We start from the raw sequence: 23467 nt of genomic DNA, 5'->3' as shown, positions 1-23467 counted from the left end.
GTAATCGAACTATGGCAATAAACGGAAGCCTTGATATCATCCCCACCATGCGAACCTTCCAACACCCCGATCCTGAAGACCTCACACTCGAACGCTTACTCTATGCCTTGAGTGATCCCGTTCGCATGGGAATCGTGCGCTGCCTGGCCGGCGTTGCAGAGGCCACCTGCGGCGAACTGGACGGCGGACGCCCCAAATCCAGCATGTCCCATCACTTCCGCGTGCTGCGCGACGCCGGGCTTGTACAGACGCGCAATGTTGGCACCACGCACATGAACTCGCTTCGCAAACAGGTGCTTGAGAGCCGTTTCCCGGGTCTGCTGGACAGTATTCTGGCTCAGCATTGACGTAAAAAATCGTCAGCCCTGAGAGAATCCGCGCTGCCATTTCATTGCATGAATTTCGATGCGCTGCTCGGGATCGTCATCCAGCGCATCAAAGGTTAGGCGCGTTTTTTGAATATGCAAAAAAACCGGTATCAGCGCTTCGACTAATACCGGGGGTTTCAGCAGGGTGATCCTGCTGACGAGATGCGTCTTCAGACCTTAAAGCCGAAACTTGCCCACTTCCGTCTGCAGACTGGTAGCGAGGTTCTTCAGGCCGCCGCTGGTCTTGAGCAATTCCTGAACCGATATGTTGTTCTGTTCAGCCATTTGCGCGGAGCGCTCGACGCTACGTGCGACATCCTGGCTCGCTGCGGTTTGCTCACGCAGCGCGAAGGATATCTGGTCGACCACTTGCAGAACCTTGCCCGAACTGTCGCGAATCTCGATGATCGCTTGACCGGCGGTGCCCGCCATTTCGACGCCTTCGTTCACTTCCTGAACGCCGCTACGCATGCTCTCGACGGTTTCCCGTACACCCGCCTGAATTTTCTCGATCATCCCGGCGATTTCCTTGGTGGACTTGCCGGTGTTCTGCGCCAGCAGGCGCACTTCGTCGGCAACCACTGCGAAGCCACGGCCTTGTTCACCGGCACGAGCAGCTTCGATGGCAGCGTTGAGGGCCAGCAGGTTGGTCTGGTCGGCAATGCCCTGAATCACGCTGACGATCGATGAAATGTGCTCGGAGTGCTGACCCAGGCCTGCGACCTGAGTAGAGGAAAGCTGCACGGTCCGGGCGATGCCATTCATGCTGGACAGGGTATTTTCGATGACCTGCGCACCGTCCTTCGACTGTTGCCCTGAACGACTGGCGAGTTCATGCGCCTCGTCGGCGTTTTCGGAAACGTGATGGATGCTGACGGTCAGCTCTTCGATCGTGGCCGCCATCGCCGAGGCGGACGTCGACTGTTCCTGGATAGCACCGGACAGTTGCTCGGACGCACCGGAAATCTGTTGTACGGCAACGACCAGCTGATTGGCAGCCTGGCTGATCTGTTGAATCATCTCGCGCAGGCGATTCTGCATACGATCAAAGGCTTTCGGCAGTTCGTCGTGGCTGCTGGTATCGATCACGGTGTCCAGCTTGCCATTGGCAATTGCCGTTGCGGCATCAATGGCCAGTTGCAAACGCGCCGTGGTACTGCGCCCCAATACAGCGGCAAGGATCATCGCGAGAACAGCCGCGGCCAGGCCGCCGCACATCAGGATCAGGATCGCCAAATGCTTGGCGTCCGTCATGTCCTGGCTACGCTGAACCAGCAACTTCTGCTCGGCACCGCTGATCTCGGCAAGTAAAGCGCGCATGCTGTCCATCTTGGCCTTGTCGGCCCCCGAGGTGATGCGTGCATCCAGTTCATCATCAGGCATATTGCGTGCAGTCAGTTCGCGGCGCAGGGCGATGATCGGATTGACATCTTCATCAAGCCAACGCTTCTGGGTGTCACCCAGTGCGGCCAGGCGGCGCTGTTGCTCCGCATTGTCGGCTGTCAGACGCTTGAGCGAATCGAGTTCTTCGATGAAGCGCTTCTCCCCCGCCACCAATGGCTCCAGAAACGCATCCTTTGAGGCAATGACAAAGCCGCGCATCCCGGTTTCGATATTGATCAGCTGTTCAAGGGCTAGTTGTGCTTCGCTCAGTACCTGATACGTATGGACATTGCTGTTAGTTGCCTCTTCGACCTGCTCAAAGCCTCTGTAAGCACTCGCGACCAGAACGGCGATAAATAGGATGATCGCGGCAAAGCTGAAGTACAGCTTTTGCGAGATGCTGAGCTTGCTGAACATGATGTCGATCCTGAACATAGCCGTTCCGTGGCTTGCATGGTGGGCGCTATCACTTGCAAAAATGGTTTAACCCACTTCATACGAATGATGTCATTGAGATACCACTCATGTCGCCCGCCTGCGCAGTAACTTTAGTGGCCCCAACTGCCTCGACACTGAGTAAAAGCCCTAAAACTGTCTAAGTATATGATCTTAAAGGATAAAAATTTTTAATTACAGTTGGCATTCAAACGTCTCGGAGAGCGAAAACTCCAAAAGTCTGACGAATAGACTGTCAAATTATTGTCTGTCATATTCATAACTTATCCGTTTGCGACACCTGAAATAGCGCAACTAGCGCCATTCATTAGTAATGAAAACACTAGTGTCCTGGGGTCAGTACGAAAAGTCGGCGAGCGAAGGTCAGGCAAGGCAAAAAACAGGCGAGGAACGGCCGGGGCCGCGTTCGACTCTGCGTGTTGTCAATGAGTATTCCGATCGGACTCGCGCTCTAGCCCGTTTTCAACGCAGCCTCACCGAGCGCAGCCACTTTTCGTACAGAGCCTAAGGGTTCACCGATCAAATCTGCGCTCACTGCCCACCCTACCCTGTACTGAAGTGACTCATCTCCCACCACAACAGGTAGCTGGCGGCAGGCGTGGACCGAAACCGTTGGAAACCATGCTGCGCATCCATCTGCTGCAGAACCGGTTTTCGATGAGCGACCCGGCAATGGAGGAGACGCTTTGCGAGATCACGCTGATGCGCCATTAGCCCGGGATGTCAGGAAGGCGCAGTCAAGTAGCAGGATAAGCGTCGTCCATGACGCCTACCCCGGTCTCGCTAGAGTTTAGAACCTGAATAAATGGCAATTGCCGGCACAACACTTCCACTATCACCCGGCACCGTCAGGCTTGCATTCCCTTTCCCGTCAACGGCGATTTTATTAGTGCACATTTCGTTGGGGGTAGAGAGTTTTTTTGTGATGACATCACAATAAATCCCTTCTGGAAGCCCTGTATTGAACGTCTTTAGCCATGCAGAGGCACTGTTGTTCAGGGCAACAAACCCGACATTGCCTCTACTGAATGCGATCTGATTGCCAGAGCCCGTAACCCAGTTATTCACGTCCTGCCCGTCAGTGGCACTGCGAAACTTGACCATGCTCGCAATTGCACTCGCACGGTGTATGAAGTCCCACCCTGAGCTGTTATTGGGATTGCCGCTTGCGTCTAATGGGCTTGCTGCGGGGGCATCCGCTTCAGGGTCACTGAAATTGAATCCCGAGTGAACCTGAGCCTCACCATAGGGCAATGCCAACATGAACACATTCGCGAGGTCATAGCGCTTGGAATTATACCTGTCGTTATACGACTGATTGCTGGCATTCAAGGATGCGTCTTGATTTCGCTCGGTGTCCCAGTTATTAACGAACACCGTAGATCGTTCTGGCGGCATCAGGCGAAAAGACCCGCCCCAGTTTCCGAATATCCCTATCATCGCCGGAATGGAGGCCAGGTTAAATCCGTCTTTTTGCCGAAAGGCTTTAAGAAGGGCTGTGGTGTAATTGAACTCATTCACCGTTCCGTTCTTATAGTAGTCTGAGCGACTGGAGCTGCCGTCGGGGATTATCTCCTGCGTGACCCAGATTTTTTCTCCGGAAACGGTCGTGGGATAGGCTGTTTTTACCGCCGCCAGAATCTTGTTTATGTCGTCGGAATTTTGATGTTTCGCAGCATCCAGTCGAAACCCATCGATCCCGAGCGAGAGTAACTTCTTCATGTAATTCGCCGCCACGCCCTGTACATAGCTGCTGGACTGATTCAAGTCAGGAAGGTTGTTGAGCCTGCAGTCTCTTACCTTCGCTGCATTACTCTGATAATCAGCAGACTCTATATAACAGAGGCTATGGAAGTCATTTTGGCTAAACTGCGGGTAGGCCAATGACTGGGCATCCCATGCAGAACCATCGGTGCTTTTAAAGGTTGCGCTCGAATCCCCCGCTACCTGGTTAATAACGATATCTGCATAGACCCTGACCCCGGCAGCGTGACAGGCACTGATCATTTCCTTTAACTCTGACTCCGTCCCCATGCGGCTGTCTAATGAGTTAAAGTTAACCGGCTGATAAATATCCCACCAGTGTCCCGCCACCTTGGATGCCTGAGGCGGAGATATTTGTACCGCCCCATAACCTATTGGCCCTATTGCGCTTGAACATTCTTTGGCCACATCATTCCACCGCCAGTGAAACATCTGGACAGACGCAGTAGCCGGGTTAAAAGCCGTATCGGCATGACTGAGTGAAGCCAGCATGCTCAAGCCGGTCACCGTGCCGGCGAAGAAGAATCCGTACAGAAGATTGTTCGAGTCCATGACGTGTCCTTACTGTTCCAGGGTTTAGGCTTTCTGTAGTTAGTTCATTCAAATCGACGATTCTGCTACTGAACACATTACAGAATGCATGCCTGGGCTTTCAATGCTTGAAATACGCTGGAGCAACGAGATGAGAGCAGACCAATTAGTGCCAGAGTGATGTCGCCGCTCACGGCAACGCAGGGGCCCCCGCGTCATCAAGCGTCTTGACGGTGGAGATCGGACACTCTGCTCACTCTGGCAACTTTCTTCAGAATGCCGGCATCACACGCTCCCCTGCACCGCCAATCCTTCGGGACGGTGAGAAAACAGCTGCAGGAACGCCCCGCCCAACGCGCAACCGGCCATGACGAAAAAGCACACGGTATAACCGCTGAGGCTGGTCCAGCCGCCGCCCATGGAAATCAGCGTCCCCATCAGTACCGGGGCAACGCCGCCGCCGATGAACATCACCGTGGTGATGATCCCGTTGGCTGTGGAGGTCGCCGAAGGTTGCGCCGAGTCGGAGGCGACCGCGTAGTAGATGGGCCAGACGGCATTGGCGACCAGGCCGAAAAGCAACTGTACGGCGATGACGATCAGGATGGTGTTGGCGAAGTAAAAGGCCCCGACACTGACCGCCATCCATATGCCACAGATGATCAGGGTGATGCGCCGGCCGATGATGTCCGACAGCGACGGCCAGATCAGTTGCCCGAGGATGCCGGTCAGTGTGAACACCACGCTCATTCCCGCAGACTCGGCCAGCGACAGGTTGAGGATGTTGTACAGGTAGGCCGGCAGGACAATGTTGACGCCCATGTACACCACTTGCGTGAGCAGGGTGTTACCGGCAGTCAGGGCGATATTGCGGTTGCTCAGCGTCGCCTTCACCGACTTCCAGACCTGGCCTTTTACATTGGTCGACGGCGTGCTGTCCGGCGGGGTCATGCCTTTGGCAGCAATGTCCACGTACAGCTGGGTGATGCGCTCGGCCGTCGAGTAGCGCGCCCAGAAGATCATCAATGGCAGTGCTACCACGAAGGCGAAGAAGAACACATAACGCCAGTTTTCCTCTCCGTAAGTGCTGATTACGAAACTGGCGACAATGCCGCTGAGCATCGCGCCGATGGGGTAACCGGTATGGTGCGCGCCCAAGGCAAAACCACGACGTTCTACTGGCCACCACTCGGCCGTGTTGCTGACGCCGACCGGCTCACCCCAGCCAGCGCCCAGATTCACCCCAACGCGCAAGGCGATGAAACTGGCAAGACTGCCACTCAATGCCTTGAAACCCGACAGAAAGGACAGCGCGGTATAACCCAGTACCAACGGCACCTGAAAGCGCGCCCTCTTCCACCCTCCGCCGTAGCGATCACTCCAGATGGAGCCAGGAATATCGAGAACGGCCAGCGCCAGCATGACAACCGTGGCCACCGTGCCCCACTGGTCTGCAGACAGGTCGAAATGCTTGGAAATCGTCGGCCCCAGACGCAAGACGATCTCGCGGTCATAGGCATTCAAAATCCAGATCATCCAGCAGACCAGCAACGACACCCACGAAAAACGATGAATCTTGCCCAGCGATGCATTTTTGTTATTTGGCATGGGAAATCTCCAGGCGTGCCGCACACGCCCCAGCGAGAAAGGGTTCAGTCGTCCTTAACGTTCAGGGTCGGTCTGTAGAAGGGTTAACTGGCAAAGCGCCGCTCGGCGATGCCTTTCACACCCAGCCCGGTGATGGCGAACAAGGCACCGCGCTGCTGGCCATCGTCAGGAAAGCGCGGCAACGGCGGCTTGGCCATGGAGGTGACGAACAGTGTGTCCAGATTCGGGCCGCCGAAGGTCAGACTGGTCACTTTCTTTACGGGCATGTCAATGATGCGATCCACCTGGCCGTCGGGGGTGTAACGCACCAGTTTTCCGGCATACACCAGCGCTTGCCACAGACAGCCTTCGGCGTCCACGGTGCAGCCATCCGCCGCGCCTCCCGTTGAGGTATCGACCTTGGCAAAGGTGCGTCTGTTGGCGACTGCGCCGCTGGCGTTGTCGTAATCGTAGGTCCAGATCTCCCCGGACCAGGTGTCGGCGAAATAAAAGGTGTCCCCGCCCGGACTCCAGCAAGGACCGTTGGACACGATAATGCCTTCATCCAGTGTGTGCAGGCTCAGGTCAGGATCGAGGCGATACAGCTTCGCGCTGGCCTGATCTTCCTGCGTGTCCATCGACCCCACAATGAACCGGCCCTGCCGATCGACCTTGCCATCATTGAGCCGATTGTTCGGCAAACCGGGCTCAGGGTCGACGATCAGCTCCAGATCGCCGCTCGGCAGGTCGAGGTTATAGATGCCCGTCTGCAGCGCCACAAGCGCCGCGTCACCGTGCTTGCGCAAGGCCATGGAACCGATTTTCTGGCCGACCTCCCAAGCGCGCAGTTCGCGCCCGTCGTCCGTGCAGCGCAGGACACGGCCGTCGAAGCTATCGATCCAGTACAGGCGCTGTTGCTCGACATCCCAGACCGGGCCTTCGCCCAGCGTAGTCTTCACGTCGACAACGATTTCGATACGCATTTTTCACCTCTGTCTTGTTGTTATTGAGATGACACATTTTTGCGGCGACTAGAAATCAACCTTGTCCTGCCCCTTCAGATCGAGCATTTCACGGGCTTCGTCCGGCGTTGCCACCTGCCCGCCCAGCGCTTCGATCACCGTGCGGATACGCTTGACCTGATCGGCATTGGACGCCGCCAGTTTGCCCGGCCCGTCCCACAGCGAATCCTCCAGACCGACCCGTACATGGCTGCCCATCGACAGGCCCATGGTGCCCAGCGGAATCTGATTGCGACCGGCACCCAGGATCGACCATTGATAGGCATCGCCAAACAGGCGGTCAGCCGTACGGCGCATGTGCGCCAGGTCTTCAGGGTGCCCGCCGATCCCGCCGCGCAAACCGAATACAGACTGGATGAAAATCGGCGCCTTGAGCAACCCACGCTGCAGGAAGTGTGCTGCGGTATACAGATGGCCGATGTCATAGCATTCAATTTCAAAGCGTGTACGGTTCTCGGCACAGGTATTGAGAATGTGCGCGATGTCGCGGAAGGTGTTGCGGAAAATCCGGTCGTCGCTCTCGGCCAGATAGGGCCGCTCCCAGTCGTGCTTGAATTCGCTGTAGCGATCCAGCATTTCATACAGACCGAAGTTCATTGACCCCATGTTCAACGAGGCCAGTTCCGGCTTGAGCTGCGCCACCGGTTGCAAGCGCTCTTCCACGCCCATGGTCGGCGCGCCGCCCGTGGTGATATTGATCACCACGTCGCTCTTGGCCTTGATCTGCGGCAGGAACTGCCGAAACAGGTCGACATCCTGACTGGGCCTTCCGTCCTGCGGGTCGCGGGCGTGCAAATGAACGATCGAGGCCCCGGCCTCGGCGGCACCGATGGCTGCATCGGCGATTTCCTGCGGCGTGATCGGCAAATGAGGCGACATCGACGGCGTGTGAATTGCACCCGTTACGGCGCAGGTAATGATGACCGGACGTTTTTTGGGCATGAGCATTCTCCATTCTTGTTGTTGGCGAGAAGTCTGATGTGGAACATGACTCGGACGAGGTCCGGTCATCGTTGCTATCGGGCGAATCCTCAGAGGTACTCGACGTTGCCATCCACACTGATGGCCTGCCCCGTGACGTTGCGGGCGGCCGGCGAGCATAAAAAGAGCGCCATCGCGGCGACGTCTTCGGCGGTGACCATGCGCTTGAGCGAGATCTTTTTCAGGTACTCCTCGCGCATCTCCTCCTCCGGCACGTTCATTTGTTGCGCACGGGCCCGGATCACTCCGTCCATGCGCGGGCCTTCGACGATACCGGGCAGCAAGGCATTGACGCGGATATCACTTTCACCCAACTCGGACGCCAGCGACTTCATCAGCCCGACAATCGCCCACTTGGTCGCGGCATACGGGGTGCGCCAGGCATAGCCCAGGCGACCGGCGACCGAGGCGATATGAATCAGGTGAGCGTTGGGTGAGGCCTTGAGCAACGGCACAGCGTGATGAGCGAAGCGGTACTGCCCGGTGAGATTGATGTCGATGGTGCGCTGCCACTCTTCTTCGCTAATGGCATCGATCCCTGCCGTCGGACCGGCGATCCCGGCGTTGTTGATCAGCACATCAAGACCATCGAAGCGTGCCCGCTGCACCCTGAATACCGCTTCGATCTGCGCCGGATCAGCGACGTCTGCGTGGGTGGCGACGCTGCCTGAATGGCGATCGAGGAATGCCGCAATGGCCGCCTCGCTGACATCGCACACGTGTACCTTTGCCCCCGCTTCCAGGTAAGCCGCCGCCAACACCTCACCGATCCCGGCTGCACCGCCGGAAATCAGGACACGCAGCCCTGCATAGGGAACCAGCCGATTGAGAACACTCATGCTTTTTTCCCTCCCGAGACACGCGACCTGGAGCGGTCGCTCTTTGCGATCAGGCGCGTCAGAGAGTCGGCAGCCTGCATGATGTCGTCGGTGACAGCTGCACGAGCCGCCGCCCCATCACGCGCCGCCAGAGCCTCGACGATACGGTTGTGTGCTTCCATCGAACGCTGAAGGTGCGCCCGGTCAGGCGCAACCAGCGCGAAACACGGGCCGATGTGCAGCCAGAAATTCTCTACTGCCGCAACGATCAGCTCAGCCTTGGCCACCGCGTAAATGCGCCGGTGAAAGGCAAAGTTGGTCCACAGATAGAGCGCGACATCAACGCTGTCGGCAGCCTTCTGCATCTGCCCGCAGAGCTGGCTGATGTCGGCAAGATCGGCGTCGTTGATCAGAACCACCGCTTTCTCGGCCAACAGACCTTCCAGCGCCACCCGCGCGTCGCGAATCTCGCGCAGCCGCTCCGGGGTCATCATGGGCACACGCAGCCGGGCGGTTTCGGTGACTTCGAAGGCGTTCTCGGCGCTAAGACGATTCAACGCCTCGCGCACCGGCATCGGACTGGAGCCTAGCGCCTCGGCAAGACCACGAATCGTCAGCTTCTGACCCGGCTGAAAGCGCCCGCTCATCAGTGCTTCACGGATCTGCCGGTAGACCTGGTCCTGGAGGGTATCGCGAGAGACCTGGCGCATGGGCGGCAGGAGGATGGGACGGTCTGTCATGGGGAGTGACTCATATTGGCTTTCTTATGAAGCGAATATGTGATCACAAATAACATATGTCAAATTGTTTTTTGGAGACCGTGGGTGCTCAGCGGGAGCTCGTGTCGCGGGCCTACGGGTAAAGCGTTGGCGCGGGAGAAGGTTTCAGACGTCAATACTGCGTCTTACATAGATCGTCAGGCCCAAAGCCAAGCGAATAAAAACCTGATATTGATACCGATGATAATCAACGCCGTCAGCAAACCGGGTAAACGCCAAAGGCCAAGCAGCAGAAACAGGAAAGGATTTAAAAGGCCTATCAGAATCAGGACAACCGTGTGGATACCTGAGCTTTCCGAACCAAGCAGGTCCCAGATCAGTATCCCCGCCCACACCATCCAACACGCATACATCGTTATACCGTCAACCCGGTAAAAGGCACGCTTGAAAGCACTTCCCACGGTATCGGAATCGTTGAGCATCAGTGCATCCATACGTAAATTGATTCGCGCGATACGCGATAGTAGCTGAACCGAATCGCAAAGCTCCAATAGCCCTCTCTAACTCAGCCTCAGCGGCGGGGCCACCTCACGCCAATGCGTGAAAAGTGGGAGCGTCAGATCAGCAAGGAAACAGGATTGACTGGGGCCTGACGGCATCACCTATTGATCCATGAGATGGTTTAGGACGGGACTAGTGCTCGGACCTGGATATCTGATGTAGGCAGCAAAGAGGGTGTCAGAAAATGATCACACGGGCCGTTTGTGACATTTTGGAAAAGTTGAAAACCATCGAGAGACAGCGAGTCACTCAAAACTCACGCACATGAAAAAGCCCAATCTTCTCAGATCGGGCTAACTCATTGAAAAATATGGTCGGGACGGAGTGATTCGAACACTCGACCCCTAGCACCCCATGCTAGTGCGCTACCGGACTGCGCTACGCCCCGACTAGGCGTGTATCTGTTTTGCAACGTGCGAAAACGTTGAGGAATATACCCTAAGCATTTGAATTTTGGAAGTATCCTGACTGCTCAATTACGCCTTGAGCATGACGAGTACGTCTTCCAGCTCCGCAATCATCTCGCGAATCATCTGCTTGTACTGCTGGGTGTCATCCTTTGGTTCACCGGCGGTAAGACGAAGTCGGGCGCCACCGATGGTGAAGCCCTGATCGTATAGCAGGCCGCGGATCTGGCGGATCATCAGCACGTCCTGGCGCTGATAATACCGACGGTTTCCGCGTCGCTTGACGGGGTTGAGTTGAGGAAACTCCTGCTCCCAATAACGCAGAACGTGCGGTTTTACCGCGCAGAGCTCGCTGACCTCACCAATGGTGAAGTAGCGTTTGCCGGGGATCGGCGGCAGCTCGTCGTTATGACTTGGTTCCAGCATATGCCTCAACTCGGGCCTTCAGCTTCTGCCCTGGACGAAAGGTGACCACACGGCGCGCCGTAATCGGAATCTCTTCACCGGTCTTGGGATTTCTCCCAGGCCGCTGGCGCTTGTCTCGAAGGTCGAAGTTGCCGAAACCTGACAACTTCACCTGCTCGTTATCTTCCAGAGCGTGCCTGATTTCTTCAAAAAACAGTTCGACCAGTTCCTTGGCTTCCCGTTTATTCAGGCCCAGCTCTTCGTACAGACGTTCGGCCATCTCAGCTTTCGTCAGAGCCCCCATACGCTACTTCCTTAACGTGGCGTTTAACCTCTCCTCAAGCGAGGTGAGGATAGCAAGTGTCGTTGCGTTTACCTCATCGTCATTAAGAGTGCGTGATGGATGCTGCCAGGTCAAGCCGACTGCAAGGCTTTTTCTATGCGGATCAATGCCTTTACCCTGGTAAACATCAAATAACCTGAGGTCTGTGAGCCACTCGCCTGCATTTTCACGAATAACGTCCAGAACCGCACTGGCCGAAACATCCCGATCAGCCAGCAGTGCCAGGTCGCGGCGCACTTCAGGGAAGCGCGACAGCTCGTGGAATTTCGGCAGACGGCCGGTCGACACTTCCGCCAGAACCAGCTCGAAAACAAACACCGGACGATCCAGACCCAGGGTTTTCGACAGTTCCGGGTGAATGGCGCCCAGGAAACCGACCTCACGGCCATCACGCTCGATGCGCGCCGTCTGGCCTGGGTGCAAGGCAGGATGCTGACCGGGCGTGAAGGTGAACTCGCCCAGTGCACCGGCAAAGCCCAGAACCGCTTCAACGTCAGCCTTGACGTCGAAGAAATCGACTGCATCACGACCTTGCGCCCAGCCTTCCGGCAGGCGGCTGCCGCAGACAACGCCCGCCAGCATGGGCTCCTGCTTCAAGCCGTCGAGCTGACCGACGAAGCGCAGGCCGCTTTCGAACATGCGTACGCGATCCTGCTGGCGGTTGAGGTTGTGCTGCAGCGCCTTGACCAGACCCGGCCACAACGAGGCGCGCATGGCCGCCATGTCATTGGAGATCGGGTTGGCCAGCAACAACGGCTTGACGCCCGGCGTGAACAGCTCGAACCATTTCGGGTCGATGAAGCTGTAGGTGATCGCTTCCTGATAACCGCGGGCAACCAGCAGGCGGCGCAGCTCAGGCAGATCGCCCCTGGCTTCGGCCTTGGCCTGAGGAGCCAGACGGGCCTGCGGGTAGCGGACCGGCAGACGGTTGTAGCCGTAAAGACGTGCCAGCTCTTCGATCAGGTCGACTTCAAGGCTGATGTCGAAACGATGACTTGGCACTTCGACACGCCATTGCCCATCGGCTTCGGCAGTCACAGCCAGACCGAGACCTTTCAGCAGGCGTTCGATTTCAGCGTTTTCGATCACCAGACCGAGCATCTGCTCGACGCGGCTGGCGCGCAGCGTAACCGGGGCGATCGACGGCAAATGCTGCTCGCTGACCACTTCGATCACGGGGCCGGCTTCGCCACCGGTGATATCCAGCAGCAGGCCAGTGGCCCGCTCCATGGCTTCACGGGCAAGTTGCCAGTCCACACCACGCTCGTAGCGGTGCGAAGCGTCGGTATGCAAGCCATAGGAACGCGCCTTGCCGGCCACCGAAATGGTGTCGAAGAACGCGCTTTCCAGGAAAATATCGCGAGTACCGGCAGTCACACCGCTGTGCTCGCCACCCATGACACCGGCGATTGCCAGCGCGCGCTGGTGATCGGCAATGACCAGCGTGTCGGCACGCAGGCTGACTTCCTGGCCGTCGAGCAGAACGAGCTTCTCGCCCTCCTCGGCCATACGCACACGAATCCCGCCGTTGATTTCGGCCAGATCGAACGCATGCAGAGGCTGACCCAGTTCCAGCATCACGTAGTTGGTGATGTCGACAGCGGCATCGATGCTGCGCACGTCGGAACGACGCAGACGCTCGACCATCCACAGCGGGGTCGGACGCGACAGGTCGACGTTGCGGATCACACGGCCCAGGTAGCGCGGGCATGCAGCCGGCGCCAGCACTTCGACCGGGCGCACTTCATCGTGTACAGCGCTGACAGCAGCGACCTGCGGACGGGTGACCTCAGCGGCGTAAAGCGCACCGACTTCACGCGCCAGACCGGCCACCGACAGGCAGTCGCCACGGTTCGGGGTCAGGTCGACCTCGATGCTGGCATCGTCCAGGCTCAGATAGACACGAATGTCCTGACCGACTGGCGCATCGGCTGCCAGCTCCATCAAGCCATCATTGCCCTCGCCGGCCTGCAACTCGGCAGCCGAACACAACATGCCGTTGGACTCGACGCCGCGCAGCTTGGCTTTCTTGATCTTGAAGTCGCCCGGAAGCTCGGCGCCGATCATGGCGAATGGAATTTTCAGGCCCGGACGCACGTTTGGCGCGCCACAGACGACCTGAAAGGTTTCGCTGCCATTGCTGACCTGACACACACGCAACTTGTCGGCATCGGGGTGTTGCTCGGTGCTCAGCACCTCCCCCACTACCACGCCGCTGAAAACGCCGGCGGCCAGCGTCACGCTGTCAACCTCAAGACCGGCCATCGACAGACGAGCAACCAGCTCGTCGCGGGAAACCTGCGGGCTTACCCAGCCGCGCAGCCATTGTTCACTGAATTTCATCCTGCTCTCCTGATGGGTTCGTACGACTTAGCGAAATTGCGCGAGGAACCGCAAATCGTTGTCGAAGAACAGGCGCAAATCATTGACGCCGTAACGCAGCATGGCCAGACGCTCTACGCCCATGCCGAACGCAAAGCCCTGAAACTCTTCAGGATCGATGCCGGACATGCGCAGCACGTTCGGGTGGACCATGCCGCACCCCATGACTTCAAGCCAGCCGGTCTGTTTGCAGACGCGGCAGCCCTTGCCACTGCACATCACGCATTCCATATCCACTTCCGCCGAGGGCTCGGTGAACGGGAAATACGAAGGACGGAAGCGCACGGCCAGCTCTTTCTCGAAGAACACACGCAGGAATTCTTCGATGGTGCCTTTCAGATCGGCAAAATTGATGTCGCGATCGACCAGCAGACCTTCGATCTGGTGGAACATCGGCGAGTGGGTGATATCCGAGTCGCTACGGTACACACGGCCTGGGCAGACGATGCGGATCGGCGGCTGCTGCGATTCCATGGTGCGTACCTGTACCGGCGAGGTGTGGGTGCGCAGCAGCATGTTCGCGTTGAAATAGAAGGTGTCGTGCATCGACCGGGCCGGGTGGTGGCCTGGGATGTTGAGCGCCTCGAAGTTGTGGTAATCGTCTTCCACTTCAGGGCCTTCGGCGATGCCGTAGCCGATGTGCGTGAAGAATTGTTCGATACGTTCCAGAGTACGGGTAATCGGGTGCAGACCACCTGAGGTCTGACCGCGGCCCGGCAGGGTCACATCGATGCATTCGGCTGCGAGCCTGGCAGTCAGTTCTGCCTGCTCAAACGATGCCTTGCGTGCATTGAGAACCTCTGTGACACGTTCCTTGGCAACGTTGATCAGCGCACCGACTTGCGGACGCTCTTCAGCTGGCAGGTTCCCCAGGGTCTTCATCACCTGAGTCAACTCGCCTTTCTTGCCGAGGTAGTGAACCCGGATTTGCTCCAGGGCATTGATATCTTCGGCGCTTTGCACAGCCTCAAGAGCTTGAGAGACCAGCGCGTCCAGGTTTTCCATGTACAGACTCCAGATACAAAATAGGGGAAGAGCTGAAGGCTCTTCCCCTATTTATGACGTTTAACACCGACCCCGGAGAACCGGGGCAAGTGATTGTCGGGGACTTAGGCCAAGGTGGCTTTAGCTTTCTCGACAATCGCAGCAAACGCCGCTTTTTCGTTCACTGCCAGATCAGCCAGAACCTTACGGTCGATCTCGATGGACGCTTTTTTCAGGCCGGCAATGAAACGGCTGTAGGACAGACCGTTAACACGAGCACCAGCGTTGATACGAGCGATCCACAGAGCGCGGAACTGACGTTTTTTCTGACGACGGTCACGGTAGGCGTATTGGCCTGCCTTGATTACCGCTTGCTTGGCAACACGGAATACGCGTGAACGCGCGCCGTAGTAGCCTTTTGCAAGTTTCAGAATTTTTTTGTGACGCTTACGGGCAATGACGCCACGCTTTACACGAGCCATGAGTTACTTCCTCTATATCTTGATCAAAATTAACGAAGGCGCAGCATGCGCTCGACTTTTGCCACGTCAGACGGATGCAGCAAGCTGCTACCGCGCAATTGACGCTTACGCTTTGTCGACATTTTGGTCAGGATGTGGCTCTTGAAAGCGTGCTTGTGCTTGATGCCGTTGGCGGTTTTCAAAAACCGCTTAGCTGCACCACTTTTAGTCTTCATCTTTGGCATGTTCGGATACTCCGCATTCAGTTGATAAATATAACCGCAAGGCCTGCCGTGCCCTGGTGGTTATTTCTTCTTTTTCGGGGCGATGACCATGATCAGCTGGCGTCCTTCCATCTTAGGATGCTGTTCGACGGAACCGTATTCGAGCAGGTCACCTTCAACCCGCTTCAACAGCTCCATACCCAGCTCCTGGTGGGCCATCTCACGACCGCGGAATCTCAACGATACCTTGGCCCTGTCCCCGTCACTCAGGAAACGTACCAGGTTGCGTAGTTTTACCTGGTAATCCCCTTCCTCCGTCCCTGGACGAAACTTGATTTCTTTAACCTGGATCTGCTTCTGGTTCTTCTTCGCTGCAGCAACCTGCTTCTTCTTCTCGAAGATCGATTTGCCGTAATCCATCACACGGCAGACCGGAGGGACTGCGTCGGCAGAAATCTCTACCAGATCCAGCTTCGCCTCTTCGGCAATACGAAGCGCTTCATCAATCGAGACGATGCCAATCTGCTCGCCGTCAGCGCCAATTAAACGAACCTCGCGGGCCGAGATATTTTCATTGATCGGGGCCTTGGGTGCAGCTCGTTTATCTTGTCTCATTTCACGCTTAATAATAATTACTCCGTATCTTGGCGACCACGCCGGGAAACCGCTTGTGCGAGGAATTCAGCGAATTGGGCGACCGGCATCGAGCCAAGGTCAGCGCCTTCACGTGTACGCACAGCGACAGTTTGCATTTCAACCTCCCGATCTCCAATCACGAGGAGATAAGGAACCTTGAGCAAAGTATGCTCACGGATTTTAAAGCCGATCTTTTCATTTCTCAAGTCGGACTTGGCACGAAACCCGCTTTGAGCCAGAGTTTTTTCCACTTCGAGGGCAAAATCGGCCTGTTTGTCAGTGATATTCATGATCACTGCCTGGGTAGGCGACAGCCAGGCCGGAAACGCGCCTTCGTAATGCTCGATCAGAATTCCGATGAACCGCTCGAAGGACCCAAGAATTGCGCGGTGCAACATGACCGGATTCTTGCGACTGTTGTCTTCCGAAACGTACTCGGCACTCAAGCGGATCGGCAGATTGAAGTCCAGCTGCAAGGTGCCGCACTGCCATACCCGACCGAGACAATCCTTGAGGGAGAACTCGATTTTCGGACCGTAGAACGCGCCCTCGCCCGGCTGCAGGTCGTAAGGCAGACCTGCGCTGTCGAGTGCGGAAGCCAGCGCCGATTCGGCACGGTCCCAAAGCTCGTCGGAGCCTACACGCTTTTCAGGGCGAGTGGACAATTTGAGTTCGATATCCTTGAAACCGAAATCGGCGTAGACATCCAGCGTGAGCTTGATGAACGCGGCAGACTCGGCCTGCATCTGGTCTTCGGTACAGAAGATGTGCGCATCGTCCTGGGTGAAGCCACGCACGCGCATGATGCCGTGCAAGGCACCCGACGGCTCGTTACGGTGACAGGCACCGAACTCGGCCAGACGCATCGGCAGCTCGCGGTAGCTCTTCAGGCCCTGATTGAACACCTGCACGTGGCAAGGGCAGTTCATCGGCTTGATCGCGTAGTCGCGGCTTTCGGACTCGGTGGTGAACATGTTGTCGGCGTAGTTGGCCCAGTGCCCGGATTTTTCCCAGAGCGAGCGATCGACCACTTGCGGGGTCTTGATCTCGAGGTAGCCATTCTCACGCTGCACTTTACGCATGTACTGCTCAAGCACCTGATACAGGGTCCAGCCCTGCGGGTGCCAGAAAACCATGCCCGGCGCTTCTTCCTGGGTATGGAACAGGCCAAGACGCTTGCCGATCTTGCGATGGTCGCGTTTTTCGGCTTCTTCGATGCGCTGGATGTAGGCTGCCAGTTGTTTCTTGTCGGCCCAGGCAGTGCCGTAGACGCGCTGCAATTGCTCGTTCTTGGCGTCGCCGCGCCAGTAAGCGCCAGACAGTTTGGTCAGCTTGAATGACTTCAGGAAGCGCGTGTTCGGCACGTGCGGACCGCGGCACATGTCGACGTATTCTTCGTGGTAATACAGGCCCATGGCCTGCTCGTTCGGCATGTCTTCGACCAGACGCAGCTTGTAATCTTCGTGACGGGCGGTGAACACCTCGATCACTTCAGCGCGCGGCGTGACTTTCTTGATGACGTCGTAATCTTTTTCGATCAACTGCTGCATGCGCTGTTCGATCGCCACCATATCGTCAGGCGTGAACGGGCGCTCGTAGGCGATATCGTAATAGAAGCCGTCGTCGATCACCGGGCCGATGACCATTTTTGCAGTCGGATACAACTGCTTGACCGCGTGCCCTACCAGGTGCGCGCAGGAGTGACGGATGATTTCCAGTCCTTCCTGATCCTTGGGGGTGATGATCTGCAGGCTGGCATCGTTTTCGATCAGGTCGCAGGCGTCGACGAGCTTGCCGTCGACCTTGCCGGCGACGGTGGCCTTGGCCAGACCGGCACCGATTGAAAGCGCGACATCGGCTACGGAAACCGCCTGATCGAATGAACGTTGACTGCCGTCGGGAAGAGTAATAGTTGGCATGGCGCCTCCTCTCCTAGTGGTGACCCCTACCAAAGGTCACGTGGGTTGGGATGAGCCAGTACGTGATCCGGTGGTATGCCTGCCTCACAGTGGCAGGAGCCTTGGGGCCAACCTTGAACCGGACCAGATGACTGGAATGTACGAAAAAACCTGCCTGCGCGGCACCGAAAGCCATTGGCCATGGGGCGCTGGAAAATAACAGGACGCGCATCCTAACACAGCCAGGCCGGCCGGGATGCACATCCACGCAAATGAAATGGAATTGGCACGCCGCCTGAACTGGCTGGCTTCATGGGCGTCAGAAACCAGCAAGACCCCGTACGTTTTTTCCAGCAATAAGGAGAACACCATGAAGTTTTCACGCCTGACCAGCCTCCTCGTCTGCAGCGCCGCCCTCATCCCGCTGGGTGCTCACGCTGCGATGGATGGAGCGACACGCACCACCTTCAGTCAGGAATGCGTGGCTGCGGCCAAGAAACAGGGGCTGAATGACAAGACCGCAACGACTCACTGCGAATGCGGAGCACAACAGGTGGACAGTCACTTCACCAACAAGGAAATAGCCTCGCTCAAGGATACCAAGGCAGCGCCACCCGCTGCATTGACGGCAAAACTGCAAAAACTGGTCGCAGAGAACTGCACAGCGACAAAATAATCATTTTTTTCAGCCGGGGTAAAATGCACGTGCCAAGCACTGATAGCAGTTGGCCCCGGCACTTCTGAAAGCCATGAAAATCATGGCTTTAAGCGCTATTGATACGGCCCGTTCTGCGCTGAGCCTGGCACCTCTGAGGGCGGTTTGCAGAGTATGGTGAACTGCATATACGGTACCTTTACGCAAAGGGCCCACCTTAATAGCTGTTTTTTTGCCCATTTCGACTATGATAGCCCGGTGTGCCCAGTTGGCCTGAGCAGCACGTTACTGAAAATTATGTTTCTGGAGATACACCATGTCTAATCGCCAAACCGGCACCGTAAAATGGTTCAACGATGAAAAAGGCTTCGGCTTTATCACTCCACAAGGTGGCGGTGACGACCTGTTCGTACACTTCAAAGCAATCCAGAGCGACGGTTTCAAAAGCCTGAAAGAAGGCCAGACCGTTACTTTTGTTGCTGCTAAAGGCCAGAAAGGCATGCAGGCAGAAGAAGTTCAGGTGGCCTGATTCACCTGACACAAAAAAAACCCCGTCACTGACGGGGTTTTTTTATGCGCAAAAGAAAGTACCGGCTCAGCCGCAATTGATACGGGTCACCTTCCCCGACGCGTCGGTGTTGACGTTTACCCGCTCGGATCGGTATTCCAGCGTAACCATGTCGTCAGGGCCGAGAATGCGCGCATCCTGCGAACCGGAACGGGCGCGGACTTGAGAAAGGAGGTCGATGGACGCCTGCTTGCCAATGGCGAACTGGGCAAGCCCTGCATCACAGCGCCCAGGTATCGCGTTGCTGGCTGGCGCGTCGGCCTTGACGGGCGCTTCAGCACTGGCACTGCTATCAGACGCCGTACTGCTGCAGCCTGCCATCAATGAAGCCACGACCATAAAACCCAATGTTGCGAATTTCCGGGGCATACACCCTCCTCTGCCAATGAACATTTCCAGACCTGTCCGACCGCGCTCAGGCGCGTTGGTTGCACGGTCCGACCGACATGCCTTGTGTAACCTGTTGATCTGCCTGGAACGGGAGTCTGCCTTGGCATGAAACAGGGCGTGCGAGGAAATCGTCACAAAACGTTTATCGCCGCAGCTCATTGAATCGGGCTATCAGGATCATATCTAAGTAGAAGTGTCAAAATGCGCGCGGGATGGTTTACTGCCAGGGACACAAACGCCGGGAAGCGAGCAGCGTGTGCGTGACCCTTCAGTGGAGATCAGACAGACATGACAGCCATAACCCTAGACGCGGACATCAAGGCCAGATGGCCTCAGGGGCACTGCTCGCACAGCCCCGGGAATCCGGAAGAACTGATGATCATCGCAGTCGACCTGCTGATCAAGGAACTGGGCACCGAGGGTGCCCGTGCCTTCATCAGCCAGGTGCTGAGCCGCTATGCCGCGGCCGGACTGCCCGCCTGATACGCGGCCTCAGGTTGCGTACTTACTTGAGACGCGCCAGACGCTCGGTCAGCAGATCGAAGAACCCCTGAGCGTCGCCGTTCTCGACCCAGAATACATTCTGCGGCTGCTTGAGCGTGCCGTACCAGTCGGCCACTGTCTGACCAAAACCGATGCCCTCACGCGTGTCCACGGTCACGTTGATCTGCCGCCCGGAAAACAGCTCGGGCTTGAGCAGCCAGGCAATCACGCTGGCGTCGTGTACCGGCCCGCCGGGCAAACCGTAATGCTCCATGTCCAGCTTGACGTATTCATTGAGAATGCCGTCGACCAGCTTGCCAGCATTGTTGCCCAGTGCGGCGATCTGCTTGAGGCGTTGTTCACTGGTGAGAATCTTGTGGGTCACATCCAGCGGCACATACGTCAGCTTCACACCGCTGGCCAGAACGATCTGCGCGGCATGCGGGTCGGCGAACAGATTGAATTCGGCAACCGGGGTGATATTGCCGCCGTTGAAATGCGCGCCACCCATGACCACCACTTCCTTGATGCCCTGAGTGATTTCCGGAGCCTGTACCAAGGCCAGCGCCAGGTTGGTCTGCGGGCCGAGCATGGCGATGGTGATGCTATGCGGCTTGGCCTTGCTCAGGGTGCGGATCAGGTAATCGACGGCATTGCCTTCGGCAAGGCCCTTGGCGGGCTCGTGCACGGGCACGCCCGGCAGACCTTCCTGACCGTGAACGTTCTCGGCATAGATCGGGGTACGCACCAACGGCTTGGGCGCACCGGCATACACAGGCACCTCTTCGCGCCCGGCCCACTCACGCGCCAGCCTGGCATTACGCGAGGTCTTGTCGAGCCGCACATTGCCGGCCACCGTGGTGATAGCCATCACGTTGAGCTCTTCAGGTGACGCCAGCGCCAGTAACAGCGCAACGACATCGTCCGCACCTGGATCCGTATCGATGATCAGATCACGCTTTTCAGCCGCATGGACAGCAGCAGTACCGAGAATGGACAAGAGCAACGCTCCACGAATGAACTGTCTGGAAAACTGTATCAATGTCATATGAAACTCCCTTTATTGAATTATTAGAAGACGACTCCGGACACCAGCGCCACATTACTGTACGGCTGACATTCTCCGGTACGGATGATTGCCTTGGCCTTGCGACTCAAGACCTTGAGGTCTTCGTGGCTTATCCAGCGTTGTTGCCCCAACTGGTCGTCGAGATTCAGGCTTTCGATCACCTGCAACGCAGGCGGTTTGACCTCGGCCATCTCATTGGCCAATACGTGGCTTTCAACCTGCATTTCACTCAGCACGACATCCAGCACACTGATGAAATCCGGCACACCGCGGGTCAGCGCGAGGTCGATCAGTTCGACGCCTGCCGGTACTGGCATGCCGGCGTCGACGATCATCAGGATGTCGCCGTGGCCCAGCGATGCGATCACGCGGGACAGGGCAATATTGAGTAGCGGGGTCTTTTTCATAGCGAATTGAATTCCTGTACTTCCTCGAACGTCGGGATGGACGGCTGGGCACCTGCTCGGGTGACGGAGATGGCCGCCGCAGCCTGACCGAAACGAATTGCCTGCAATTCGCCATGGCCTGCGGACAGCGCCGCCGCAAAACCGCCGACAAAGGTATCACCTGCAGCGGTGGTGTCCACGGCCTGCACACGACGCGCTGGAATATGCTCCATGCCAGACGCACTGGCGAACAGGGTTCCGCGCTCGCCGAGGGTAATGATCACGTTGCGCGCGCCGGCCGCCAGCATGACCGATGCCGCATTTTCAGCGGCGGCCGGCGAGTCGACGTTCACACCGGTCAGGGTCTGCGCTTCGCTTTCATTGGGGATCAGGTAGTCGATCAGGGCATACCAGCTTGCCGGCAAGGGCTCGCTGGCCGGGGCAGGATTGAGAATGACGGTCTTGCCCAGCGCACGGGCGCGGGCCAGGGTGTGGAAAACGGTTTCGGTCGGCACTTCGAGCTGGCAGATGACGATTTGCGAATCTGCCAGCAGCGCGTCGAAGCGCTCGATCAATGCCGGACTGAGCCGACCATTGCCACCGGCCACGATGACAATGGCGTTCTGGCTGTTGGCGTCGACCACGATCGAGGCGATCCCGGTGGACACTCCCTCAACGACGGTCACCGCCTGACAATCGATCTGCTCGGCCAGCAGCGCTGCACGCAGTTGTTCGCCGTAGGCATCCGCCCCGACACAACCGATCATTGCCACACTGGCGCCAAGACGTGCCGCAGCGACCGCCTGATTCGCACCCTTGCCGCCAGGTACGGTGTCGAATGTCTCCCCGCTCAAGGTCTCGCCAGGACGTGGCAGACGCTGGGCGCGGATGACCAGATCCATGTTCAGACTGCCTACTATCACTATTTTTGCTTGCATGGCTGATTAATCCGTTGCTGTGCTTGCGCGTCATTCGTTGGATAAAGTGTTTGGCGCTGCCGTAGACTCGCGCACCACGACGCTGGGCGTCACGAGTCTTTTTTCGGCAGGAAGCGCATGGGGTGTGGCGATTCTGCTCAGCAGCATTTCTGCAGCGGTTTCGCCCAGTTGCATGATCGACTGCCCCACGGTGGTCAGCGCCGGATAAACGTAGCGACTCATCTGGATATCATCGAAACCGATCACCGACAGGTCCTGAGGCACACGAATCAAGCGCTCGGCGGCGGCACGCAGCACACCGATGGCGATGACGTCGTTGCCAGCAAAAATCGCGGTCGGCGGATGCGCTGCCAGAAGCTGACACGCTGCCTCATGACCGGCAGAGCTGGTGAACTCACTGTGCAGCGCCCATTCGGCACGGACCTGAACGGACGCCTGTTGCAAGGCGCGCCTATAACCCGCCAGACGCATCTCGGCCACTGTGCTGTGAAATGGCCCACCAATACAGGCAATGGCGCGATGTCCCAGGTCCAGCAAGTGCCGGGTTGCCAGATAAGCACCCTGTTCATGGTCGATACGGACCATGTCGGCATCGATACCGTCCAGCTCCCGGTCAACGATCACCAGCGGCGTACGTACCTCGGCAAGGCCGCCTGCAATACCCGCGTCGCCACCCACCGAAGAAACAATCAGACCGTCCACGCGCTTTTCCAGCAGCACGCGCAGATAGCCACGCTGTTTCTCCGGATTGTCATCGGAGTTGCAGAGGATCACGCAAAAGCCATTACGCTCGCAGTAATCCTCGATGCCCCGCGCCAACTCGGCGAAATACGGGTTCATGCCGTTGGGAATCAACAGGCCGATGGTCGAGGTGGTCTTGGCCTTCAGCGAACGCGCCACTGCACTGGGCACATAATCGAGCTGTGCAATGGCGGCTTCGACCTTGAGCCTGACCGGCTCGCTCACCGGCCGGGTCTTGTTCAGCACGTGGGAGACCGTGGTGTACGAGATCCCCGCCAGGGCCGCGACATCCTTGATGGTTGCCATA

At 57.4% G+C, this 23467-nt stretch carries 25 protein-coding genes, 1 tRNA gene and 1 pseudogene; 5 read left to right on the top strand and 22 right to left on the bottom strand.

The window, feature by feature from the left end:
* Nucleotides 1–11: 11 nt before the first annotated feature.
* Nucleotides 12–347 carry an ArsR/SmtB family transcription factor gene (locus AC54XV_RS11580; RefSeq protein WP_024641379.1) on the top strand — a complete coding sequence of 112 codons (336 nt, stop codon included), beginning with the start codon at nucleotides 12–14 and terminating at the stop codon, nucleotides 345–347.
* Between the two features lie 198 nt (nucleotides 348–545).
* Here the strand turns inward: AC54XV_RS11580 and AC54XV_RS11575 are convergent, their stop codons facing one another.
* The gene (locus tag AC54XV_RS11575; RefSeq protein ID WP_058399491.1) at nucleotides 546–2168 is read right to left on the bottom strand and encodes a methyl-accepting chemotaxis protein; all 1623 of its coding nucleotides are present in this window, start codon (nucleotides 2166–2168) and stop codon (nucleotides 546–548) included.
* Nucleotides 2169–2798: 630 nt separating this feature from the next.
* Between AC54XV_RS11575 and AC54XV_RS11570 the strand changes: the two are divergent.
* Nucleotides 2799–2915, top strand: a pseudogene (locus AC54XV_RS11570) (transposase); the annotation flags it as partial.
* A gap of 75 nt (nucleotides 2916–2990) precedes the next feature.
* Here AC54XV_RS11570 and AC54XV_RS11565 read toward each other — a convergent pair.
* From AC54XV_RS11565 to thrS, 16 genes are all read right to left on the bottom strand, one after another.
* Nucleotides 2991–4523, bottom strand: coding sequence for an alpha-amylase (locus tag AC54XV_RS11565; protein ID WP_003407356.1), 1533 nt, complete (start codon nucleotides 4521–4523; stop codon nucleotides 2991–2993).
* A 264-nt stretch (nucleotides 4524–4787) separates the two neighbouring features.
* Nucleotides 4788–6110, bottom strand: a complete 1323-nt coding sequence (locus AC54XV_RS11560; protein ID WP_058399460.1) for an MFS transporter — start codon at nucleotides 6108–6110, stop codon at nucleotides 4788–4790.
* Between the two features lie 83 nt (nucleotides 6111–6193).
* The gene (locus AC54XV_RS11555) at nucleotides 6194–7072 is read right to left on the bottom strand and encodes an SMP-30/gluconolactonase/LRE family protein (RefSeq protein WP_024638481.1); all 879 of its coding nucleotides are present in this window, start codon (nucleotides 7070–7072) and stop codon (nucleotides 6194–6196) included.
* Between the two features lie 48 nt (nucleotides 7073–7120).
* Entirely contained in the window at nucleotides 7121–8053 is a 933-nt protein-coding gene (gene kce / locus AC54XV_RS11550) for a 3,5-dioxohexanoate:acetyl-CoA acetone transferase (protein WP_003407360.1), read from the bottom strand.
* 89 nt (nucleotides 8054–8142) lie between these two features.
* Nucleotides 8143–8931 (bottom strand): SDR family oxidoreductase, encoded by a 789-nt coding sequence (locus tag AC54XV_RS11545; protein ID WP_003407362.1) that lies wholly within the window; start codon nucleotides 8929–8931, stop codon nucleotides 8143–8145.
* Nucleotides 8928–9650, bottom strand: coding sequence for a GntR family transcriptional regulator (locus tag AC54XV_RS11540; RefSeq protein ID WP_003407364.1), 723 nt, complete (start codon nucleotides 9648–9650; stop codon nucleotides 8928–8930). Before AC54XV_RS11540 ends, AC54XV_RS11545 begins: the two co-directional genes overlap by 4 nt.
* A 176-nt stretch (nucleotides 9651–9826) precedes the next feature.
* On the bottom strand, nucleotides 9827–10111 hold the full coding sequence (locus tag AC54XV_RS11535) for a hypothetical protein (RefSeq protein WP_003407367.1): 285 nt from the start codon (nucleotides 10109–10111) through the stop codon (nucleotides 9827–9829).
* Nucleotides 10112–10501: 390 nt separating this feature from the next.
* Nucleotides 10502–10578 (bottom strand) — tRNA-Pro (locus tag AC54XV_RS11530).
* Between the two features lie 88 nt (nucleotides 10579–10666).
* Nucleotides 10667–11023, bottom strand: coding sequence for a MerR family transcriptional regulator (locus tag AC54XV_RS11525; RefSeq protein WP_004408375.1), 357 nt, complete (start codon nucleotides 11021–11023; stop codon nucleotides 10667–10669).
* On the bottom strand, nucleotides 11004–11306 hold the full coding sequence (gene ihfA, locus AC54XV_RS11520; RefSeq protein WP_002553164.1) for an integration host factor subunit alpha: 303 nt from the start codon (nucleotides 11304–11306) through the stop codon (nucleotides 11004–11006). Before ihfA ends, AC54XV_RS11525 begins: the two co-directional genes overlap by 20 nt.
* A gap of 3 nt (nucleotides 11307–11309) precedes the next feature.
* Nucleotides 11310–13688: a phenylalanine--tRNA ligase subunit beta gene (pheT, locus tag AC54XV_RS11515; protein ID WP_053275551.1), complete on the bottom strand. Its 2379-nt coding sequence runs from the start codon at nucleotides 13686–13688 to the stop codon at nucleotides 11310–11312.
* Nucleotides 13689–13715: 27 nt separating this feature from the next.
* Nucleotides 13716–14732 (bottom strand): phenylalanine--tRNA ligase subunit alpha, encoded by a 1017-nt coding sequence (gene pheS, locus AC54XV_RS11510; RefSeq protein WP_003367019.1) that lies wholly within the window; start codon nucleotides 14730–14732, stop codon nucleotides 13716–13718.
* Between the two features lie 104 nt (nucleotides 14733–14836).
* Complete coding sequence (gene rplT / locus AC54XV_RS11505) at nucleotides 14837–15193, bottom strand: 50S ribosomal protein L20 (RefSeq protein WP_002553161.1); 357 nt, start codon at nucleotides 15191–15193, stop codon at nucleotides 14837–14839.
* Between the two features lie 29 nt (nucleotides 15194–15222).
* Entirely contained in the window at nucleotides 15223–15417 is a 195-nt protein-coding gene (gene rpmI, locus AC54XV_RS11500) for a 50S ribosomal protein L35 (protein ID WP_002553160.1), read from the bottom strand.
* Nucleotides 15418–15477: 60 nt separating this feature from the next.
* Nucleotides 15478–16029, bottom strand: a complete 552-nt coding sequence (infC, locus tag AC54XV_RS11495; protein ID WP_170846037.1) for a translation initiation factor IF-3 — start codon at nucleotides 16027–16029, stop codon at nucleotides 15478–15480.
* Complete coding sequence (gene thrS, locus AC54XV_RS11490; RefSeq protein ID WP_058399459.1) at nucleotides 16029–17951, bottom strand: threonine--tRNA ligase; 1923 nt, start codon at nucleotides 17949–17951, stop codon at nucleotides 16029–16031. The genes infC and thrS overlap by 1 nt, the downstream gene beginning before the upstream one ends.
* 349 nt (nucleotides 17952–18300) lie before the next feature.
* Here thrS and AC54XV_RS11485 point away from each other — a divergent pair, with 349 nt between their 5' ends.
* Both AC54XV_RS11485 and AC54XV_RS11480 read left to right on the top strand, forming a co-directional pair.
* Nucleotides 18301–18606 carry a hypothetical protein gene (locus tag AC54XV_RS11485; RefSeq protein WP_058399490.1) on the top strand — a complete coding sequence of 102 codons (306 nt, stop codon included), beginning with the start codon at nucleotides 18301–18303 and terminating at the stop codon, nucleotides 18604–18606.
* Between the two features lie 295 nt (nucleotides 18607–18901).
* Entirely contained in the window at nucleotides 18902–19114 is a 213-nt protein-coding gene (locus AC54XV_RS11480) for a cold-shock protein (RefSeq protein ID WP_003315566.1), read from the top strand.
* Nucleotides 19115–19180: 66 nt separating this feature from the next.
* On the opposite strand, the gene AC54XV_RS11475 is transcribed toward AC54XV_RS11480, so the two are convergent.
* Complete coding sequence (locus AC54XV_RS11475; RefSeq protein WP_011267468.1) at nucleotides 19181–19522, bottom strand: lipoprotein; 342 nt, start codon at nucleotides 19520–19522, stop codon at nucleotides 19181–19183.
* Nucleotides 19523–19831: 309 nt separating this feature from the next.
* On the opposite strand from AC54XV_RS11475, the gene AC54XV_RS11470 reads away from it, so the two are divergent.
* Nucleotides 19832–20026, top strand: coding sequence for a hypothetical protein (locus AC54XV_RS11470; RefSeq protein ID WP_011267467.1), 195 nt, complete (start codon nucleotides 19832–19834; stop codon nucleotides 20024–20026).
* Nucleotides 20027–20048: 22 nt separating this feature from the next.
* Here AC54XV_RS11470 and AC54XV_RS11465 read toward each other — a convergent pair whose 3' ends face one another.
* Genes AC54XV_RS11465 through AC54XV_RS11450 form a run of 4 tightly spaced genes read right to left on the bottom strand, consistent with a single transcriptional unit; the run spans nucleotide 20049 to nucleotide 23466 of the window.
* A complete protein-coding gene (locus AC54XV_RS11465) occupies nucleotides 20049–21074 on the bottom strand; it encodes a nucleoside hydrolase (RefSeq protein WP_024639018.1) in 1026 nt (341 codons plus the stop codon).
* Between the two features lie 23 nt (nucleotides 21075–21097).
* A complete protein-coding gene (gene rbsD / locus AC54XV_RS11460; protein WP_024639017.1) occupies nucleotides 21098–21502 on the bottom strand; it encodes a D-ribose pyranase in 405 nt (134 codons plus the stop codon).
* The gene (gene rbsK, locus AC54XV_RS11455) at nucleotides 21499–22419 is read right to left on the bottom strand and encodes a ribokinase (protein WP_058399458.1); all 921 of its coding nucleotides are present in this window, start codon (nucleotides 22417–22419) and stop codon (nucleotides 21499–21501) included. Before rbsK ends, rbsD begins: the two co-directional genes overlap by 4 nt.
* A gap of 30 nt (nucleotides 22420–22449) precedes the next feature.
* Entirely contained in the window at nucleotides 22450–23466 is a 1017-nt protein-coding gene (locus AC54XV_RS11450) for a LacI family DNA-binding transcriptional regulator (protein WP_004408443.1), read from the bottom strand.
* Between the last annotated feature and the right edge of the window lies 1 nt (nucleotide 23467).

The organism is Pseudomonas fragariae (ex Marin et al. 2024) (assembly GCF_059621105.1).
Note: the sequence above shows the minus strand (reverse complement) of the source record. Positions and strands in the feature narration are given on the sequence as shown.

Bases quoted from the DNA above. Each gene is read 5' to 3' on its own strand.
- AC54XV_RS11580 (WP_024641379.1), top strand. From the start codon at position 12: ATGGCAATAAACGGAAGCCTTGATATCATCCCCACCATGCGAACCTTC.
- AC54XV_RS11555 (WP_024638481.1), bottom strand. From the start codon at position 7,072: ATGCGTATCGAAATCGTTGTCGACGTGAAGACTACGCTGGGCGAAGGC.
- AC54XV_RS11565 (WP_003407356.1), bottom strand. From the start codon at position 4,523: ATGGACTCGAACAATCTTCTGTACGGATTCTTCTTCGCCGGCACGGTG.
- AC54XV_RS11480 (WP_003315566.1), top strand. From the start codon at position 18,902: ATGTCTAATCGCCAAACCGGCACCGTAAAATGGTTCAACGATGAAAAA.
- AC54XV_RS11540 (WP_003407364.1), bottom strand. From the start codon at position 9,650: ATGACAGACCGTCCCATCCTCCTGCCGCCCATGCGCCAGGTCTCTCGC.
- rbsD (WP_024639017.1), bottom strand. From the start codon at position 21,502: ATGAAAAAGACCCCGCTACTCAATATTGCCCTGTCCCGCGTGATCGCA.
- AC54XV_RS11475 (WP_011267468.1), bottom strand. From the start codon at position 19,522: ATGCCCCGGAAATTCGCAACATTGGGTTTTATGGTCGTGGCTTCATTG.
- ihfA (WP_002553164.1), bottom strand. From the start codon at position 11,306: ATGGGGGCTCTGACGAAAGCTGAGATGGCCGAACGTCTGTACGAAGAG.
- AC54XV_RS11470 (WP_011267467.1), top strand. From the start codon at position 19,832: ATGACAGCCATAACCCTAGACGCGGACATCAAGGCCAGATGGCCTCAG.
- AC54XV_RS11465 (WP_024639018.1), bottom strand. From the start codon at position 21,074: ATGACATTGATACAGTTTTCCAGACAGTTCATTCGTGGAGCGTTGCTC.
- AC54XV_RS11450 (WP_004408443.1), bottom strand. From the start codon at position 23,466: ATGGCAACCATCAAGGATGTCGCGGCCCTGGCGGGGATCTCGTACACC.
- AC54XV_RS11535 (WP_003407367.1), bottom strand. From the start codon at position 10,111: ATGCTCAACGATTCCGATACCGTGGGAAGTGCTTTCAAGCGTGCCTTT.
- kce (WP_003407360.1), bottom strand. From the start codon at position 8,053: ATGCCCAAAAAACGTCCGGTCATCATTACCTGCGCCGTAACGGGTGCA.
- pheT (WP_053275551.1), bottom strand. From the start codon at position 13,688: ATGAAATTCAGTGAACAATGGCTGCGCGGCTGGGTAAGCCCGCAGGTT.
- AC54XV_RS11575 (WP_058399491.1), bottom strand. From the start codon at position 2,168: ATGTTCAGCAAGCTCAGCATCTCGCAAAAGCTGTACTTCAGCTTTGCC.
- rbsK (WP_058399458.1), bottom strand. From the start codon at position 22,419: ATGCAAGCAAAAATAGTGATAGTAGGCAGTCTGAACATGGATCTGGTC.
- rplT (WP_002553161.1), bottom strand. From the start codon at position 15,193: ATGGCTCGTGTAAAGCGTGGCGTCATTGCCCGTAAGCGTCACAAAAAA.
- AC54XV_RS11545 (WP_003407362.1), bottom strand. From the start codon at position 8,931: ATGAGTGTTCTCAATCGGCTGGTTCCCTATGCAGGGCTGCGTGTCCTG.
- rpmI (WP_002553160.1), bottom strand. From the start codon at position 15,417: ATGCCAAAGATGAAGACTAAAAGTGGTGCAGCTAAGCGGTTTTTGAAA.
- pheS (WP_003367019.1), bottom strand. From the start codon at position 14,732: ATGGAAAACCTGGACGCGCTGGTCTCTCAAGCTCTTGAGGCTGTGCAA.
- AC54XV_RS11560 (WP_058399460.1), bottom strand. From the start codon at position 6,110: ATGCCAAATAACAAAAATGCATCGCTGGGCAAGATTCATCGTTTTTCG.
- AC54XV_RS11485 (WP_058399490.1), top strand. From the start codon at position 18,301: ATGAAGTTTTCACGCCTGACCAGCCTCCTCGTCTGCAGCGCCGCCCTC.
- thrS (WP_058399459.1), bottom strand. From the start codon at position 17,951: ATGCCAACTATTACTCTTCCCGACGGCAGTCAACGTTCATTCGATCAG.
- AC54XV_RS11525 (WP_004408375.1), bottom strand. From the start codon at position 11,023: ATGCTGGAACCAAGTCATAACGACGAGCTGCCGCCGATCCCCGGCAAA.